The organism is Flavobacterium sp., from assembly GCF_044348915.1.
Lineage (GTDB): Bacteria > Bacteroidota > Bacteroidia > Flavobacteriales > Flavobacteriaceae > Flavobacterium.
Genome location: NZ_JBIKRX010000057.1, coordinates 1 through 19438, shown reverse-complemented (window position 1 = coordinate 19438; position 19438 = coordinate 1). Strand labels below are relative to the sequence as shown.

13 protein-coding genes are annotated in these 19438 nt (G+C 35.6%); 6 read left to right on the top strand and 7 right to left on the bottom strand.

The genetic code is table 11. The features are described 5' to 3' along the window. Positions 1-241 precede the first annotated feature (241 nt). Entirely contained in the window at positions 242-2875 is a 2634-nt protein-coding gene (locus tag ACIQ1E_RS10145; RefSeq protein ID WP_396171134.1) for a valine--tRNA ligase, read from the bottom strand. Positions 2876-3037: 162 nt separating this feature from the next. Between ACIQ1E_RS10145 and ACIQ1E_RS10140 the strand changes: the two genes are divergently transcribed. Continuing rightward, positions 3038-3427: a DUF1573 domain-containing protein gene (locus tag ACIQ1E_RS10140; protein WP_396171132.1), complete on the top strand. Its 390-nt coding sequence runs from the start codon at positions 3038-3040 to the stop codon at positions 3425-3427. Positions 3428-3480: 53 nt separating this feature from the next. Here ACIQ1E_RS10140 and ACIQ1E_RS10135 read toward each other — a convergent pair whose 3' ends face one another. Further along, complete coding sequence (locus ACIQ1E_RS10135) at positions 3481-4809, bottom strand: aspartyl protease family protein (RefSeq protein ID WP_396171130.1); 1329 nt, start codon at positions 4807-4809, stop codon at positions 3481-3483. A 123-nt stretch (positions 4810-4932) separates the two neighbouring features. Here ACIQ1E_RS10135 and ACIQ1E_RS10130 point away from each other — a divergent pair, with 123 nt between their 5' ends. The 5 genes from ACIQ1E_RS10130 (at position 4933) to lgt (ending at position 9861) form a co-directional block, all read left to right on the top strand. Beyond that, the gene (locus ACIQ1E_RS10130; RefSeq protein WP_396171128.1) at positions 4933-6129 is read left to right on the top strand and encodes a pyridoxal phosphate-dependent aminotransferase; all 1197 of its coding nucleotides are present in this window, start codon (positions 4933-4935) and stop codon (positions 6127-6129) included. Positions 6130-6261: 132 nt separating this feature from the next. After that, positions 6262-6933 carry a GTP cyclohydrolase I FolE gene (gene folE, locus ACIQ1E_RS10125; protein WP_396171126.1) on the top strand — a complete coding sequence of 224 codons (672 nt, stop codon included), beginning with the start codon at positions 6262-6264 and terminating at the stop codon, positions 6931-6933. Between the two features lie 96 nt (positions 6934-7029). Further along, positions 7030-8514 carry a cysteine--tRNA ligase gene (gene cysS, locus ACIQ1E_RS10120; protein WP_396171124.1) on the top strand — a complete coding sequence of 495 codons (1485 nt, stop codon included), beginning with the start codon at positions 7030-7032 and terminating at the stop codon, positions 8512-8514. An 89-nt stretch (positions 8515-8603) separates the two neighbouring features. Then, positions 8604-8864, top strand: a complete 261-nt coding sequence (yidD, locus tag ACIQ1E_RS10115) for a membrane protein insertion efficiency factor YidD (RefSeq protein WP_396171122.1) — start codon at positions 8604-8606, stop codon at positions 8862-8864. Between the two features lie 43 nt (positions 8865-8907). Further along, on the top strand, positions 8908-9861 hold the full coding sequence (gene lgt, locus ACIQ1E_RS10110) for a prolipoprotein diacylglyceryl transferase (protein ID WP_396171120.1): 954 nt from the start codon (positions 8908-8910) through the stop codon (positions 9859-9861). 56 nt (positions 9862-9917) lie between these two features. Here the strand turns inward: lgt and ACIQ1E_RS10105 are convergent, their stop codons facing one another. The 5 genes from ACIQ1E_RS10105 to gyrB all read right to left on the bottom strand — a co-directional run bounded on the left by ACIQ1E_RS10105 (position 9918) and on the right by gyrB (position 19107). Continuing rightward, positions 9918-11105 (bottom strand): N-acetylmuramoyl-L-alanine amidase, encoded by a 1188-nt coding sequence (locus ACIQ1E_RS10105; protein WP_396171118.1) that lies wholly within the window; start codon positions 11103-11105, stop codon positions 9918-9920. An 87-nt stretch (positions 11106-11192) separates the two neighbouring features. Further along, entirely contained in the window at positions 11193-12749 is a 1557-nt protein-coding gene (locus tag ACIQ1E_RS10100; RefSeq protein ID WP_396171116.1) for a T9SS type B sorting domain-containing protein, read from the bottom strand. A 202-nt stretch (positions 12750-12951) separates the two neighbouring features. Beyond that, positions 12952-15915, bottom strand: a complete 2964-nt coding sequence (secDF, locus tag ACIQ1E_RS10095; RefSeq protein ID WP_396171114.1) for a protein translocase subunit SecDF — start codon at positions 15913-15915, stop codon at positions 12952-12954. Positions 15916-16137: 222 nt separating this feature from the next. Then, entirely contained in the window at positions 16138-17073 is a 936-nt protein-coding gene (locus ACIQ1E_RS10090; RefSeq protein WP_396171112.1) for a malate dehydrogenase, read from the bottom strand. A gap of 93 nt (positions 17074-17166) precedes the next feature. Then, on the bottom strand, positions 17167-19107 hold the full coding sequence (gene gyrB / locus ACIQ1E_RS10085) for a DNA topoisomerase (ATP-hydrolyzing) subunit B (RefSeq protein ID WP_396171110.1): 1941 nt from the start codon (positions 19105-19107) through the stop codon (positions 17167-17169). Between the last annotated feature and the right edge of the window lie 331 nt (positions 19108-19438).

Genomic DNA, 19438 nt, shown 5'->3' with positions numbered 1-19438 from the left:
TGCAGCACAAAACTTTGCTAAAATACGCTCAGTCATTGATACAACTATAAAAAATGGCCTAAATGTATTGGAAGCATTGGTAATAATAGCTAAATTTGAGTTTGAATTATAAACTGATTAGTTACTTATATTTTAATCCAATCTGGCGAGTTCGTTTGTCACGCTGTAAAGCGTCCCAGTTCTCATGCGTAGCAACTCCTACGGAGTGACAAATAGCCTAGTATTTTGAAATCAACTACGACTATTTCAACCCAGCCAAACTTTGCTCTAATGTTCCAATTTTAGCCAATGCATCGGCTTCTTTTTGTCTTTCGTTTGCCAAAACTTTTTCTGGCGCACCGTTGACAAATTTCTCGTTAGACAATTTATTTTGCACCGATTTCAAGAAACCTTGGGTGTAAACCAACTCAGCAGTAAGTTTTTCAATTTCGGCTGCAACATCAATATTTCCTGTAATTGGAATAAAATATTCATTCGATTTTGCACGGAATGACAACGCACCATCCACTTTATCCGAAACGTATTCTAAGGTTGTGATATTTCCTAATTTGGTTACCACCGCATCAAAATAAGTCGAAGCTTTATCATTGTTTACGACTTTCAATTCGATTGTGTCCTTGAACGGAATATTCTTGTCTTTACGAATCGTTCTGATACCAGAAATCACTTCAATGGTATTTTCGAAATTAGCAATCAATTGCGCATTGAATGGTTTCATTTCAGGCCAAGTCGAAACTATCAAAGCTTCTTCTGGAGTTCTTTCGGCCAACAACTGCCAAATTTCTTCTGTCAAGAAAGGCATAAACGGATGCAACAGTTTCATATTATTCTCTAGCATCTCGATGGCTTTCGCAAAAGTAACGCTATCAATGGGTTGCTGGTACGCCGGTTTTATCATTTCCAAGAACCAAGAACAGAAATCATCCCAAACCAATTTGTAGATAGCCATCAAAGCATCGGAAATTCTGTATTTTTCGAAATTGTCTTCGATTTCCAAAAGCGTTTGTTGCAATTTGGCTTCGTACCATTCGATCGCCACTTTAGAAGATTCGGGCTGCGGAATCGAATCCGAAACTTCCCAACCTTTTATCAATTTGAAGGCATTCCAAATTTTGTTTGTAAAGCCTTTTCCTTGGTTGCATAATTCTTCGTCGAACATAATGTCGTTTCCTGCAGAAGCGCTCAAAAGCAAGCCTACACGAACGCCATCGGCACCAAACTTTTCGATTAATTCTAGTGGCTCAGGTGAATTCCCCAACGATTTCGACATTTTACGTCTTTGTTTGTCGCGAACCAAACCTGTTAAATATACATTCGTAAATGGTTTTTTGCCTGTATATTCATATCCCGCAATAATCATTCGCGCCACCCAAAAAAACAAAATATCTGGCCCCGTTACAAGGTCATTCGTTGGATAATAGTATTTAAAATCTTCGTTTTCGGGATCCATAATTCCTCCAAAAACCGACATTGGCCATAACCAAGACGAAAACCAAGTGTCGAGTGCATCAACATCTTGTCGAAGGTCAGAGGTTAGAAGTGAGAAGTTAGAAGTTTTTTCTTTGGCCAAAGCCAAAGCTTCTTCAATAGTTTCAGCAACGACGAAATCTTCTTTTCCGTCACCATAGAAATAGGCAGGAATTTGTTGTCCCCACCACAATTGTCGGGAAATATTCCAATCGCGAATATTATTTAGCCAATGAGCATAGGTGTTCTCAAAACGTTTAGGATGTAATTTGATATCGCCATCTTCCAAAACCGATTTAATCGCTGGTTTTACCAAATCTTCCATTTTCAGGAACCATTGATCAGACAAACGAGGTTCAATCACCGCTTTGGTTCTTTCGGAAGTTCCTACTTTATTGAGGTAATTTTCAGTTTTTGCCAAAGCTCCCGTTTCAACCAATTCTTTCTCAATTTCAGTACGTACCACAAAACGGTCTTTCCCTTGGTAATGCAATCCAAAACTATTAAGCGTAGCATCTTCATTAAAAATATCAACAATTTCAAGATTATGTTTCTCGCCTAAGGCTTTATCATTCACATCGTGAGCCGGAGTTACTTTCAAGCAACCCGTTCCAAATTCGATATCAACATAGTCGTCTTCGATAATTGGAATAATTCTTCCACAAATTGGTACAATCGCTTTCTTCCCTTTCAAATGTGCAAAACGTTCGTCATTGGGGTTGATACAAATCGCTGTATCTCCAAAAATAGTTTCGGGACGTGTTGTGGCAACAGTCAAAAAGTCTTCTGAACCTTCGATTTTATACTTAAGGAAAAATAATTTTCCTTGTTGTTCTTCGTAAATCACTTCTTCGTCAGACAAAGTGGTTTTGGCTTCCGGATCCCAGTTTACCATTCGATAGCCACGATAAATCTGTCCTTTGTTGTATAAATCAACAAAAGATTTAATTACAGAAGCCGACATATCTGGATCCATCGTGAATTTGGTTCTGTCCCAATCACAAGAACAACCCAATTGTTTCAATTGTTCTAGAATAGTTCCGCCATATTTGTCAGTCCAATCGTAGGCGTGTTTCAAAAATTCTTCGCGACTCAAATCGGATTTATTGATTCCTTCCGATTTTAATTTGGCAACTACTTTCGCTTCTGTAGCAATCGAGGCGTGATCTGTTCCGGGAACCCAACATGCGTTGAAGCCTTTGAGACGTGCCCTTCGGATTAAAACATCTTGAATGGTATTGTTCAACATATGTCCCATATGCAAGACTCCTGTCACATTTGGCGGAGGAATCACGATGGTATAAGGTGTTCTATGGTCGGGTTCTGAATGAAAATATTTGTTTTTCATCCAGTAGTCATACCACTTATTTTCAATAGTTTTCGCGTCGAATTGTGCAGGAATTGTCATAAAAAGCAACTGTTAGAACCAAAATTAAGCTTTGGTCTGATTTTTGTAATTCTAATTGTGTGCAAAAGTAAATAATAAAGTACAGTATAAAAAGCGAAATAAATAATTGTCCTATTAATTAAAAAAAGTATTTTTACTAAATAGAATTTTAAAAACCCCAAAATGAAAAATCGAATCACTTTTATAGCAATTGTATTGACTAGTATTTTTAGTTATGCTCAAAACGGCCCTAAAATTGAATTCAGAGCCAAAGACAATACAATAGATTACGGAACTGTTTCCAAAAAAGGAGACAACGGTATTCGAACAATAGAATTTACAAACACAGGAGATGCTCCATTGATTATTAGCAATGTTCTTTCAACTCTAGGTTTTTCTATACCTTCAAAACCAAGCGGTGCCATTAATCCTGGGGGAACAGGAAAAATTGAGGTAAAATATAATATGATGCCAGGTCCAATTCGAAAAACGATAACCGTCGAATCGAATGCGGTAAATTATGCAGATGGACGAATTCCTTTAAAAATAAAAGGGGATGTGATTGGTGATTAATACCTGTTAAAATATACCAAAAAAAACGCTTCTTAAATTTAAGAAGCGTTTTTTTATAAAACGTTTTGCAATTGAAATTTAAATTTCAGAATTTGGCTTTCCCGCTCCACTTCAAAGCTGATCCAATCCTCTTCTTCCGACTTCAATAAAGCATTGATTTTTTCTAAACTATAATCATACCCTGGCCTATTATTGATACTTACGATTACATCTCCTTTTTGAAGTCCACTGATAGCTGCAGGAGAATTTTTCCTAACGTGGGCAACTAAATAAATAGGTTTCAATACAAATTTATACCTGAAATTGCTTTGAACAATCGCCCCGTTTTCGATTGTTATCGTGCCCTTATAAGGCACAGTTTCAAGTCTGACTGTTTCTTGAACCCATTGCAAACCATAATGCTGGAGCTCGACACCACTTTTATTGTACTTGAAGGGTGAACCATAATTATCGTTTTTCTTTAGAAAAAGTTGCTTATTTGAATAATCAAAAACCAAATTGAATCGTCGTAAAATTTCCGCGCCAACAGAACCTGCTCGATCTTGTACCATTTTTACATTTTGAATAGAGGAAGAATCTGGAAAAGCAACAATTGGGTTTTTGAAATCAAACTTAGAAAAACTAAATTTCGAAATCTGAGCTCTTTTACCCTCGACGTCGCCACTAAAGCCTTTACCCAAATAATCTTCGAAATTTTTTGCTGGAATAGCAAGTCCCCTTTCCTTATTTTCGAAAAGCCAAATGGCATCACTATTTCCAATATCAAGTAATAACTTTGCAGGAATTTCAGCAGTACTTACAGAAACTTTTCCCATTAGGTAGGGTTTAGATCTTTCTATCGTTATTGGGACTGGTTCGAATTTTTTTCCAATTCTATCTCTGTTTTTTTCATTTTCAGCATATACAATAATGCGTTTTTTTGTATAGTTTACTTCAACCAAATTATTTTTGAAAAAATTATACCCAATAATACCATTTACAGGAATTCCAACATGTGACGAAAGATTGAAACTTTGATCTAAAACGATATACACTAAATGATTTAAAGACTTTAACCATTTGACATCCAAAGTATTACTTGTCGATTTCAAACCCTCAATAGAAGTCTCGCTACCTAAACCACGCAATTGAATTTTTTCGACATTATAAAAATTCACTTCTTTTTTGTCTTCCATACTAAATAGAATCGTCTCTTCAACTCCAGTATCTAATAGAAAATGTAATTCAACACCGTTGACATTTATGGGTATAAAAATTAAATTATTGATATGCTGGAAGGGAATAGTGACTTTATTAATCCCTTTATCGAATTGAAAGCCGCCTTGTCCAAAAATTACCAATGTAAAAACAATAAAAAAACCTAAAAAGAGTATTCGTCTCATCTCAAATATTTTTATAAAGTTAGTAAAATATTGAAGAATTACCCTCTTTTATTAACAAATAAAGAAATTTGAAACAATTTTTTTTGAAAAAAAAGTCGCAAATTTGCACCAAATTTTCAAAACATGCCTAGTATATCTATTAGAGGTCGAAAAATGCCCGAATCGCCAATTCGAAAGTTGGCTCCTTATGCTGATATGGCAAAATTAAAAGGCCATAAAGTATACCATTTAAACATAGGTCAGCCTGATATAAAAAGTCCAGAAATAGCGATTGAAGCCATCAAAAATATGGACTTGGATATTATAGAATATGGTCCATCGGCAGGTTATGAAAGTTATAGAAAAAAATTAGCACAATTTTACACCAAGCAGGATGTAAGAGTAGCATTTGAAGACATCATGATTACCACAGGTGGTTCTGAAGCCCTTTTGTTTGCTCTTGGCAGCATTATGGATCCTGAGGATGAAGTGATTATCCCAGAGCCGTTTTATGCTAATTACAGTGCTTTTGCAGCAGAATCAAGCGCTAGAGTGGTTCCGGTAATTTCGAATATAGAAAGTGGATTCACCCTGCCTACGATTGCAGAATTTGAAAAAGCGATTACGCCAAAAACCAAGGCGATTTTAATCTGTAATCCTAATAACCCAACTGGATATTTGTATTCAGAATCTGAAATTAATCAATTGGGAGAATTAGTTCGAAAACACGATTTATTTCTTATTGCAGACGAAGTCTATCGCGAATTTATATATGATAACAGAGATCAACACTTTTCGGTAATGAACTTAAAAGGAATTGAGCAAAACGTCATTATGATCGATTCGGTTTCCAAAAGATACAGTATGTGTGGTGCGCGGATTGGATGTATGATTACCAAAAATAAAGAAGTTATTGCTGCCTCAATGAAATTTGCACAAGCACGTTTATGTCCACCAACCATAGAACAAATCGCTTGTGAAGCTGCAATTGACACTCCGCAAAGTTATTTTGATGAAGTCATCTCGGAATACAAAGAACGAAGAGACGCACTTATAAGCGAATTGAATACCATAGAAGGTGTAATCGTCACGACTCCAAAGGCTGCTTTTTATTGTATTGCTCAACTCCCGGTTGATAATACCGATGATTTTGCACAATGGTTGCTCGAAAGCTACAATCTAGATGGAGAAACCGTAATGGTTGCGCCAGCGGGAGGTTTTTATTCGACTCCAGGTGTTGGTTTGAACCAAGTCCGAATCGCCTATGTATTGAAAAAAGAAGATTTGGTACGAGCTGTACAAATCTTAAAGAAAGCCATTCAAGCCTATAACTTGAGATAGAAAAACTCTTTTATTTTCAATACTTCAAATACAATTTATTCGAATTAATTATTAAAAGCTTTAGAAATTCTTTAGCTTTAATTAATTATCTTTACCCCTTAAATTTATTTTACAACATAATCGCACCGTTTAATGATAAATAATGAAGATTTTCAGGACGAAATAGGAAACAATCATATTAGTTCATCAGCAAGTAACCCTTTAAGAGATGACGCTTTTGCTATTTCTGACGATAAAAAAATTGAAAGAATTAAGAAAGATGTCGAAAACATCCTGCTTACCCTAGGAATGGATTTGACAGATGATAGCTTGAAAGGAACGCCAAATCGGGTAGCAAAAATGTTTGTGAAAGAAATTTTTGGCGGATTAAATCCTAGCAAAAAACCTAATGCTTCTACATTTGAAAATAATTATAAATATGGCGAAATGCTTGTTGAAAAAAACATTACTGTTTATTCAACTTGCGAGCATCATTTATTACCAATTATCGGAAGAGCCCACGTAGCTTATATCTCGAATGGAAGAGTTGTTGGACTATCGAAAATAAACCGAATTGTTGAATATTACGCCAAAAGGCCTCAAGTACAAGAACGATTAACGATGCAAATTGTGCAAGAACTTCAGATTGCACTCGGGACAGAAGATGTGGCTTGTATTATCGATGCCAAACATTTATGCGTCAATTCTCGAGGCATCAAAGATATTGAAAGTAGTACTGTAACATCGGAATTTGGAGGTAAATTCAAAAATGAGCAAACACGCAGAGAGCTTTTAGAATATATTAAATTAGATACTAAGTTTTAAAAAGTTTAGGGTTTAGTGTTTATAGTTTTTCTATTTAAAAACTGATAACATACAAACAACAAACCACAAACAACAAACCACAAACAACAGACAAGAATGCCTTTATACCAATCCCAAACCTTAAAAATATACAATACTCTTTCGGGTGAAAAAGAAATTTTCAAACCCATTCATGAGGGAAACATTGGAATGTACGTTTGTGGGCCAACGGTTTACAGCAATGTACATTTAGGTAACGTTAGAACTTTTATGTCATTCGATATAATCTTTAGGTACTTTTTACATTTAGGTTACAAAACCCGATATGTTCGAAATATTACCGACGCGGGGCATTTGACCGATGATGGCAATATAGAAAACGATCGTTTTGTAAAACAATCTCGACTGGAAAAATTGGAACCGATGGAAGTGGTTCAAAAATACACCGTTGATTTTCACAGAGTTTTAGATAAATTTAATTTTTTGCCACCCACCATTGAACCTACTGCAACCGGTCATATGTTGGAACAAATAGAACTTATTCAAAAACTGATTGCTGATGGTTTTGCATATGAAACTCAAGGTTCAGTTTATTTTGACGTCTTCGAATACAACAAAAAAGGACTCAACTACGGCGAATTAAGCAACCGAAACGTCGATGAATTATTTTCGAACACCCGCGATTTAGACGGTCAAAATGAGAAGAAAAATCCTCAAGATTTTGCCTTATGGAAAAATGCTTCTCCTGCACACATTATGCGATGGAATTCCCCTTGGGGCGAAGGGTTCCCTGGCTGGCATTTAGAATGTACCGCTATGAGCACCAAGTATTTAGGTGACCGATTTGATATTCACGGTGGCGGAATGGATTTGAAATTTCCTCATCACGAATGTGAAGTGGCTCAAGGAAAAGCCTGCAACGGCGTAGAACCTGTAAACGTTTGGATGCACACCAATATGCTTACAATGAATGGACTGCGAATGAGCAAATCAACTGGAAATTATATTTTACCAATGGAATTACTCTCAGGAGAAAATTCTTTTTTCGAAAAGAAATTTCAACCCAACGTAGTTCGTTTTTGTTTCTTGCAAGCCCATTACCGCAGTGTACTTGACATTTCAAACGAGGCGATGATTGCTAGCGAAAAAGGATTAAATCGACTATTGGAAGGAGTTAAATTACTAAAAAACATTCAGCCAAAAGCAAATTCCTCTTTTTCTGTAAACGACTGGATAACTAGCTGCTACGAAGCCATGAATGATGATTTCAACACGCCTATTCTTATTGCAAATTTATTTGAAGGAGTACGTTACATTAATTTATTGAATGATAATGCTGCCTCTATCAATGCTGAGGATCTAAAATCGTTTAGCCAAGCGATAAACGAATTCCTGTTCAATGTTTTGGGTCTTAAAGACGAGCAGTCGGTTGAAAATAATAATGAAAAACTGGCAGGTGTAGTCAATATGCTTATCAATATGCGCACTGAGGCTAGATCGAATAAAGACTTTGCACTGTCTGATCAAATAAGAAATCAATTGATTGCTTTAGGAATTCAATTGAAAGACGGAAAAGAAGGGACTACTTTTAGTGTACAGTAATCAGGCTTCAGTCCCGATGTTATCGGGAGCAGTTTTTGTCTATGTCTGATCACTTAAAACCTGAAAACTGACCACTTTTTTAATAAGATATGCTAAACAAAATTCTCATTTATCCTTTTGTATTGCTAGTTCGGTTTTATCAAGGTGCCATTTCACCTTTCACTCCGTCTTCCTGCAGGTTTGAGCCCACTTGTTCGAGTTATATGATTGAAGCGTTACAAAAACATGGTTTGTTTTATGGAGGTTATCTAGGGATAAAAAGAATATTGAGTTGCCATCCTTGGGGCAAAACAGGTTACGACCCTGTCCCACCTAAAAATTGTAATCACAAGCATGAAGGAAAATCGTAAAACTAAAAACAAAAAAATGTATTTTTACATAAATTAATAAAATATGACACCATCTTCAAATTTAATTTGGAATCCATCAGAAGGAATTGATTTAGGTTTTTTCGTAATTCGTTACTACAGTCTAATGTTTGTACTTGCATTTGGAATAGGTTGGTACATTATGAAAAACATTTTCGAACGAGAAAATGAACCAGTAGACAAACTAGACACTCTATTTATTTGGACTGTTTTAGCTACACTGATTGGTGCCCGATTAGGTCACGTTTTCTTTTATGACTGGGAATATTATCGAAATCATTTTATAGAAATTTTACTACCAATTAGAGAAAATCCAGAAAGTACTTTATTTCATGTTTTTAACGGATGGGAATTTACTGGTTATCAAGGCTTAGCAAGCCACGGAGCTGCCATTTCTATTATTATCACAATGTACTTTTACAGTAAAAACATACTTAAAAGACCACAAATGTGGATTTTAGATCGAATCGTTATCCCAGTTGCAAGTGGAGCCATGTTTGTTCGTTTGGGCAATTTTTTCAATTCAGAAATTGTTGGAAATGTTACAACCTCTTCATTAGGCGTTCGCTTTGTTCGCGATCACTTTAGCGCACGTGAAGCTGTAAACGCAACACAATTGGCTTCTCCAAAAGAAGCCTATAACGCCATTGCAACCAATCCACAGTTTTCAGATTTATTGCTGCAAGTTCCTGCCAAACACCCTGCTCAATTATACGAAGCCATCTGCTATATTTTTGTTTTCGCTATTCTTTTCTTCTTATATTGGAAAACTGATGTAAGAGAAAAATCGGGTTACTTATTTGGCCTTTTTCTAGTGCTTTTATGGTCCGTACGATTTGTAGTGGAATACGTAAAAGAAAGTCAAGGTGGTTTTGAAAGTGCTTTGGGATTATTATCAACAGGACAGTGGCTCAGCATTCCTTTTATATTAATAGGATTGTATTTTGTATTTACTGCAGAAAAACCTGTACACCTTTAAGTAGGCAAGGCTAACTTTATAATTCGCCATATTGTCAGTACCTTATAGAGACACACCTAATGCATTTTGACTTTATCCTGTCTTAAATACTGTAACCAGTGAATCAAACCTTTTTTAATTGCTTTGGCTATTTTATATTGAAAATCGTTATTAATTAACAAGGATTCGTCTTCCAAATTACTCATAAATGCACCTTCAACCAAAACATTAGGAAATTGTGTAGGACTATTGAGAGCAAAGTTGAACGCTCCAACATTACCAAATTCAGGCAAACCAATCAGTAACAATTCGTCCAATATTTTTTGACTTAATACTTTGTTTCCGATTTGATGGTAATAAGTACTTGTGCCTCTCACTTCTTTCTTACTCGAAGAATTGTTGTGAATGCTTATTAAGACATCAGGATTTTGATCTTCCAAAAACAGTATTCGATCTTGATTCGATATCAATGTGTCTTTACTTCTTGTCATTACAACCTTAACCCCTTCACCAATCAACATTTTTTGTAATTTCAAAGCAATAATTAAGTTGATATCTTTCTCCAATTTTCGTTGCGACACACTAACCGCTCCCCTATTCGACCCTCCGTGACCTGCATCGATTGCAATCTTCAGCCCTTTTATATGCAAATCAATTGGCACATGTTTTATTGCAATTTCTAAACTCTTGTTTTTGTATGAAACAGTGTACCCCCAATGCTGCTTGTGTTTCAACTTAATAGTAAGCCTGAATAAATCATTTTCAATTTGTTTATAAGTAACACTTTCGACTTCTTTGGCAGTTTTTAAATGCGTAATCCAGTTGGTATTTGACTTCAGTTGATAAATATCGACCACAATGGCCGAAGGATTGGTTTCTTGATAGGTAGTATAAGCCAATTTTTCGGGCAATGAAATCGTAACATAATCCCTTTTATCATCACCAAAAACTTTAATACTTCCTGATAAATAATTGGCATCGTAGTCCTCTTGCTCATCCACCTTAAGGTTTGACTCCAAAACCCAAGCGCTTAAATTTTCCTTCAACTCGACCTGATACAAATCGTCCTTTTTACTTACAACTTTTACTAAGACATCAGCGTCAATATATCCCATCTTTGCAGCGCCTAAACGATCTTCGCCAAGACCATAATTTAAAAAACATTTGTTCGTTATCGCCCTTGCCATAAATGGAAAGCTTTCTTGCGAACATACGCTGTTGCCTACAAAAACCAGTACTAATAAAAAATAATTGATTTGTTTCATCCGTCCTTATATCCTATTAAAGTTTCAAAATTGCAAAAAAGTGCCACTCGTCAAAAAATATTTTTGTATAGAAAAATTACAACCACATCATCGCTTCAAAGAAAAGTGACTTTTAAATTTCTTGACTGTATTTTGTTCTGCATACTCCACCGTAAACCAATAGTCATCAGCTGGCATCGCACGTCCTATAAAGGTACCGTCCCAGCCAGAATCATTTGGACTAATATCTTTTAATAATTTTCCGTAACGGTCAAAAATGTAAATCCTTGAATTTGACGACAGTTCAACCAACCCCTTAATATTCCACGTGTCATTATAAGTATCACCGTTAGGAGTAAAGAATTTAGGATAACCAATTATCAAAACATCGTTATTAGTTAATTCACTACAACCATTTACATCTTCAACAGTGATGGAATGCAATCCTGAAGCAACATTTTCAAAGATGGGGCTAGATTGGAGTGGTCCTGAATCCATTTGATACAAATAATTTGCTCCTAATGGGTCAGTAATTGTAACTACCTGCACTTTTGTAAATGCATCAGTTGTGGTCCAATTCAAGGTGTTGATCGTATTGGATGGATTGACGGTTACATTTATTGTTTTAATAGACGGCGTACAAGCTTGCCCAGGATCAGGAGTAAAAACATACGCTCCACTCGCCATATTATCAACTGTTGGCGGATTCCAAGTTCCTGTGATCCCATTTGGTGACGTTGTATCTAAATTCGGGGGAGAACTTCCTGAGCAAATTGAAAAATCACTAAAATCGGGTTCGATTGGCTCAACAGAAATGGGCAATGTCACTTTTAACGCACAAGGAAATAACATTGGATCTGGCGTAAAAGTATATACTATTGTACCCATTGAAGAAGTGTTGACTGTAGATGGGCTCCACGTTCCAGTGATTCCGTTTTCTGATGTCGTAGGCAAAACCACAACATCATTCAGGCAATATGTAGTTGGCGTTGAAGTAAATATAGGAGTTGTTGTAGATGACCCGCAAGGAACACTACAAGTTAATGTTTGCGCTGGAATACAAGGAAGCGTCCCATGTGTTAATGTTAATGTGACTGACTGCCCCGGTAGCATCCCAAACACTTGCCAATGAGACATTCCTGTACTACCAAGAACAATTGGACCACCTTGAATCGAGTAAGAAACATTATAGGCATTTTGGTTCCCTACAGTATTTCCCCAATCAAAAAATACGGAAGAATTTTTATCAGCCGCTAAGATTTGCGAAGGATCACAGACCATCGGTTTATTCACCGTTCCATTATCAACAGCCACATTTACAACAATTGGAACACGAATACTCTCCACTCCTGCAATAGTTTGACTTACATAATATGTTGCGGTAGCATTGCCAAGTATCGCAGTGTTAGGTGTAGGTGCAACAGCAGAAGGTGTTTCTGTTGCCGAATTCGTGTTATACCACTTTAATGTTCCTCCAGCTGCAGGAATTGCCACTAAAGGTTTTGAACAATTTTGCCAATAGGTAACTGGGGAATAAACGCCAGGAGGTGCTGTAGCGATAGCTTTATTTACAAAAACACTCGATGAGGTCTTTGCAAAAACAGTTGCATTCGATAATGAAGTAATCAAAAGCAGACATAAGAACGACTGAATTATTTTTTTCATCTTTTTTAGGTTTTAGGTTGCTGGAATTTGGGGGAAATTATAGCAATATTCCGTAAATATATAAAATTAGACTCTGCAATAAAAAAAAAACAAAAATTGTCCTAAAATGAGAAAAATGTAAACGATAAGAAAACCATTAAATCTCAAAAAAAAGACCCGAATCAAATTCGGGTCTCTATCAATAACTTAAAATCAAACTGATTTATGAATTGTGTTCTTGTTCGATTTTTTTATGATCTGCCTCAGATATAGTATCACATAAAACTGGCGTTGCAATAAACAATGACGAATATGTTCCTACAATAATACCTACTAACATTGCAAATATAAATCCACGAATAGATTCACCTCCAAACACAAACATTATCAATAACACTAAGATCATCGTTAATGAGGTATTGATTGTTCTAGACATTGTACTGTTAATAGATTGATTTACGATACTATTGAAGTTTCCTCTAGCTCCTTTACCACCTAAATATTCACGGACTCTGTCAAATACAATCACTGTATCATTCATAGAATATCCAATTACAGTAAGAATAGCAGCAATAAAATGCTGGTCAATTTCCATACCGAAAGGCATAAATTTGTAACATAAAGAGTAAATCCCTAATACGAAAATAACGTCGTGTAAAACAGCAGCAATCGCTCCTAAACTGTACTGCCATTTTCTAAAACTAATAACCAAATACAAACCAACAATAAGCATTGCCCCAAGAACAGCCCAATATGCATTGGTTTTGATATCCTCCGCAACTGTTGGTCCAACTTTCGAAGCTTGTAAAATTCCTAATTTCTTACCATCATAAGCATTTACAAATCGATCATAAGTTAATCCGTCAGCGTAATGCTTTTTCAAATTATCATACAGTAATTTGTTTACTTCCTCATCTGCTTGGATTCCGTGCTCTTGTACTTTATATTTTGTAGTAATCTTCAATTGGTTGTCATTACCAAATACTTTAGCCTCTGCACTACCAAATACTTTTGTCAATTCTTCTTTAACATCTTCAGCTACAACAGGTTTTTCAAAACGAATTTGGAATGTTCTACCTCCAACAAAATCAACTCCTTGATCCAAACCGTTTGTTGCCAATGAATAAATACTTACCACTGTAACAATTGCTGAAAAAACATAAGCCCATTTTTTGATACCTAAGAAATCAAAGTGGAAATTGGTAAAGAAATTTTTAGAAAAATTAGTCACAAAGGATAATTTACCACCTTGTTGAATTCTTCTATCTATAAATATTCTAGCAATAAAAATAGAAGTAAACAAAGATGTTACAATACCTATTAATAATGTAGTTGCAAATCCTTTGATTGGTCCTGATCCAAAAATGAACAATACACCTCCCGTTAAAATATGCGTTACGTTAGCATCTACGATAGAACGCATTGCGCCTTTCCAACTGTAGGAAGCTACAACTGCTTCTTCTAATGACTTACCAGAACGCAATTCTTCTTTTGCTCTTTCATAAATAATGATGTTGGCATCAACGGCAGTACCCATTGTCAATACGATACCTGCAATTCCAGGCAATGTAAGTACAGCACCTAAACTAGCTAAGATTCCGAATAAGAATAATAAATTGACTGCCAAGGCAATATTAGCATACCAACCTGAACGACCGTAATATACCATCATCCAAAGTGATACTAATAACAATCCTAAAAGTGCAGAATTTGTTCCATTATCAATAGCTTCTTGACCTAAGGATGGTCCTACTACTTCCGATTGAATAATGTCAGCAGCTGCAGGAAGTTTACCTGCACGAAGAACGTTGGCTAAATCTTTAGTTTCTGCGATTTCAAAATTACCTGAAATCTCAGATCTACCACCAGAAATTGGACCACTAGAAACTCCAGGAGCAGAATATACTACATTATCTAAAACGATAGCAATATTACTTTTCTGAGCATAAGCTCTTCCTGTCAATTCTTCCCAAGCTTTTGCTCCTTGACCATTCATTTGCATAGAAACGGCAGGTTTACCTAATTGATCAAAAGTATCTTTCGCATCAGTAACAACACCGCCTCCCATAGAAGCAACATTATCTCTGTTCCCTTTCAATGCATACAATTCTACTGCATCAACTGCTTTTCCTTTAGCATCTGTTAATGTAGTTGGTTTTCCCCAAACAAATTTAGCATAATGTTGGTCTGCCGCCAGTAAAACTCTAATATCAGCTCTTCTTAAATAACCACCAACAGTTGCGGTATCTTTTGGTGAAAACATACCCAAAACCGGACCACCACCTTGTTGAATTATTTTATCTAATATAGGATTGTTTCCTGTTTTAGCATCAACGGTATCATTTTTATCCGTTAATAAAGCACTTAAAGTATCTTTCGCTACTGCTTTAACTTCTGGAGTTTTGATTTCAGTTTTTTTCAATGCCTCATTTGCAGCCATTAGGAAATTACCTATTTCTTCAATTTTATAGGTTTCCCAAAACTCTAATTGAGCAGTACTTTGCAATAATTTTTTTATTCTATCCACATCTTTAGCACCCGGAAGTTCTACAAGAATTCTTCCCGACTCACCCAATTTTTGAATGTTAGGTTGAGTAACACCAAATTTATCGATACGTTTTCTTAATACTCCAAAAGCACTATCTACAGACTCATCAACTTTTCTTCTGATTACTTTTTGAGCTTCTTTATCAGTCATTTTAAAATCGATTTCCCCTTGCAAAGTTCTGTTTGCAAAAATATCAGGAGAAGCTAATTTTACTGTTCCTTTTGAATTGGCTTCAAAAGCTTCAAAAAATGCATCAATATAAGTTTGATTTCCTTTTTGATTTGCCGTTGCATCAGCAAGTGACTTGTTGAAAACTGGGTTTTTTGAATTATTAGTTAATCCTTTTAAAACGTCACTAACCGAAATTTGTAATATCACGTTGATACCACCTTCTAAGTCAAGACCTTTATTGATTTGTTTATCTTTTACTTCATTGAACGTAAAATTGGTAAAACCAAGGTTGAAAACATTTTCTTTTCCAATAGAGTCAAGATATTTTAATTCTGTTTCAGGATTACCCTTGGCAAAAGTTTTAGCATCGTTTTCTACTTTGCTAGAAACGAAAGTGAAAGAAAGTTGGTAAATACTTACCAGTGCAAATAAAATTGCGAAAAATTTAATAAGTCCTTTATTCTGCATTATTACTAAAAATTAATTATTTATTGTATTTATTTATTTAAACAATTATAAAAGAAGCAGTTAGAACCATTTTAATATATAATCAAAACAGTTGCAACTACAGCGTTTTCTATAAACCGAGCAAATATATAATTAACGTAAAGATTAACCAATTAATTTATTGATTAATATCAAAAAAAAGACTGCAAAAATGCAGTCTTTTCATTTTTTACCGAAATATTCTTATCCTAAGATAGTACTTAGGTCGCCATTCATATTATTAACAGCATCAGCAGATTTTGCGAAAGCCGCTTTTTCTGCATCGTTTAAGTTGATATCAAGTATCTGCTCAACACCATTTCTTCCGATGATACAAGGAACACCTATACAAATATCACTTTGTCCGTATTCACCTTCAAGCATAACTGAACAGGCAATCATCTTCTTTTGGTCATTCAAGATACTATCTACTAAATAAGCAACAGAAGCCCCCGGTGCATACCAAGCCGATGTTCCTAATAAACCAGTAAGTGTAGCTCCACCAACCATAGTTGCAGCAGCCACTTTAGCCAATTCCTCTTCTGATAAAAATTGAGATACTGGAATACCATTATAAGATGCTAATCTTGTCAATGGAATCATTGTAGTGTCACCGTGACCACCAATAACCATAGCAGAAATATCATTTGAAGGCTTGTCTAATGCTTTTGATAAATAATATCTAAAACGTGAACTATCCAAAGCTCCACCCATTCCGATAACTCTGTTTTTTGGCAAACCTGTAGCTTTCAATGTCAAATATGTCATTGTATCCATTGGGTTTGAAACCACGACAATGATGGCGTTTGGAGAATGAGTTAATACATTATCAGCAACCGATTTTACGATTCCTGCATTGATACCAATTAATTCTTCTCTTGTCATTCCTGGTTTTCTTGGAATACCAGATGTAATAACCACTACATCACTATTTGCTGTTTTTGAATAATCGTTGGTAACACCTGTGATTACTGTATTAAAACCTGTATTCGTTGCGCATTGCATCAAATCCATTGCTTTACCTTCTGCAAAACCTTCTCTGATATCTAATAATACTACTTCACTTGCAATTCCTCTGTAAGAAATCACATCTGCGCAAGATGCTCCAACATTTCCTGCTCCTACTACTGTAACTTTCATTTTTTTTAATTTAATTATTATTTGTTGTTTGTTGTGTACTGTTTTTGGTTTATTGTTTTTGGTTTATTGCTAACCAAAAAACATAAACTTAAATTACGCATCAATATTAGCGTAAACGGCATTTTTCTCGATAAATTCGCGTCTAGGAGGAACTTCATCTCCCATCAACATAGAGAAAACTCGATCTGCCTCAACAAGGCTATCAATATTTACTTGACGTAAAGTTCTGAAACTTGGATCCATTGTGGTTTCCCACAATTGCTCCGCATTCATTTCTCCAAGACCTTTATACCGTTGAATTGCGGCACTTCCACCCATTCTTGCATTGGCTTGATCTCGTTGATCGTCATTCCAAGCATATTCTTTTTTGTTCCCTTTCTTTACTAAATACAAAGGAGGAGCCGCTATATATACGTGTCCTTCTTCGATTAATTCTTTCATAAAACGGAAGAAGAATGTCAAAATCAAAGTAGAAATGTGGCTACCATCGACATCGGCATCACACATAATAATCACTTTATGGTAACGTAATTTCGAAATGTTTAAGGCTTTACTATCCTCTTCAGTTCCTACAGTTACACCAAGAGCGGTGAATATATTTCGGATTTCTTCGTTCTCAAAAACTTTGTGATGCATCGCTTTTTCGACATTCAAAATCTTACCTCTTAATGGCAAAATAGCTTGAAAAGCACGGTCGCGACCTTGTTTAGCCGTTCCACCCGCCGAATCTCCCTCGACAAGATATACTTCACATTTTTGAGGATCTTGCTCCGAACAATCGGATAGTTTTCCTGGCAATCCACCTCCACCCATTACGGTTTTGCGTTGTACCATTTCACGTGCTTTTTTAGCAGCGTGACGTGCTTGAGCGGCTAAAATTACTTTTTGAACAATGATTCGAGCATCATTTGGGTTTTCTTCCAAATAAATTTCTATCATTTCACTCACCGCTTGACTTACCGGAGAAACCACTTCTCTGTTCCCTAATTTAGTTTTGGTTTGACCTTCGAATTGAGGTTCGGCAACTTTTACCGAAATAATAGCTGTAAGGCCTTCACGGAAATCATCTCCAGCTATTTCAAACTTCAATTTGTCCAACATTCCAGAAGAATCGGCATATTTCTTTAACGAACGTGTTAGACCCGTTCTAAAACCTTGCAAATGCGTTCCACCTTCGTGCGTATTTATATTGTTTACGTAGGCAAAAATATTCTCGGTATAACTCGTATTATAGATTAAGGCAACCTCAACTGGAATTTCACCTTTTTCAGAATTCATGGAAATAACATGCGAAATAATTGGTTCTCTATTAGAATCTAAATAGCGAACATATTCTTTCAAACCTTCATCGGAATGAAAGATTTCTGAAACGAAATTACCGTCTTTATCTAATTCTCTTTTGTCTGTAAACGTGATTGTGATTCCTTTATTCAAGAAAGACAATTCGCGCATTCTAGATGACAAAGTATCATAAGAAAACTCCGTTGTTTGAGTAAAAATTAATGGGTCTGGATAAAAAGTAACAATAGTTCCTCTTTTTTCAGTTTCTCCTACTTGTTTTACAGGATATAATGCTTTTCCTCTTTCGTATTCTTGTTCATATACCTTTCCTTCTCTATGAACAGTAGCTTTTACATGTTGCGACAAGGCATTTACAACTGAAACCCCAACACCGTGTAATCCACCTGAAACTTTATAGGAATCTTTATCGAATTTACCTCCAGCACCAATTTTAGTCATTACCACTTCAAGTGCAGAAACACCTTCTTTTTTGTGCATATCAACCGGAATACCACGTCCATTGTCTTCAACAGAAACAGAGCCATCCTCATTAATATCAACTCTTATGGTGTCACAATGACCTCCCATTGCTTCATCAATGGAGTTATCGACAACCTCATAAACCAAATGATGTAGCCCACGAACACCTACATCTCCAATGTACATCGAAGGACGCATTCTTACGTGCTCCATTCCTTCTAATGCCTGAATACTATCTGCTGAATAATTGTTCTTGTTGATTTCTTCGCTCATATAAATTTACTCTAAAAATGTATTTTTTTTATAACACGCAAATATATAAAAATGCAAGGGGATTTCAGGATAAAATCAAGTTATAAGTAGCTAAGTTATTAACAAAAACGTGTGAATTTCAATGGTAAAAGTCAATTTCAATGACAATGGCAAAAATCAATTTCAATAGCAATGAAAATTGCAAAAATCGATGGCAAAATTCAGTTTAAATAGTCATTCCTTAAGAACCCACTTTTTGAGTTTTTAGATTTTTTACCAAAAATACATCTGCAAAAATAAGCAGTAAAAATTCGAGCCAAAGAACAATTTGCTCTTTGATTTGGTTGAATCG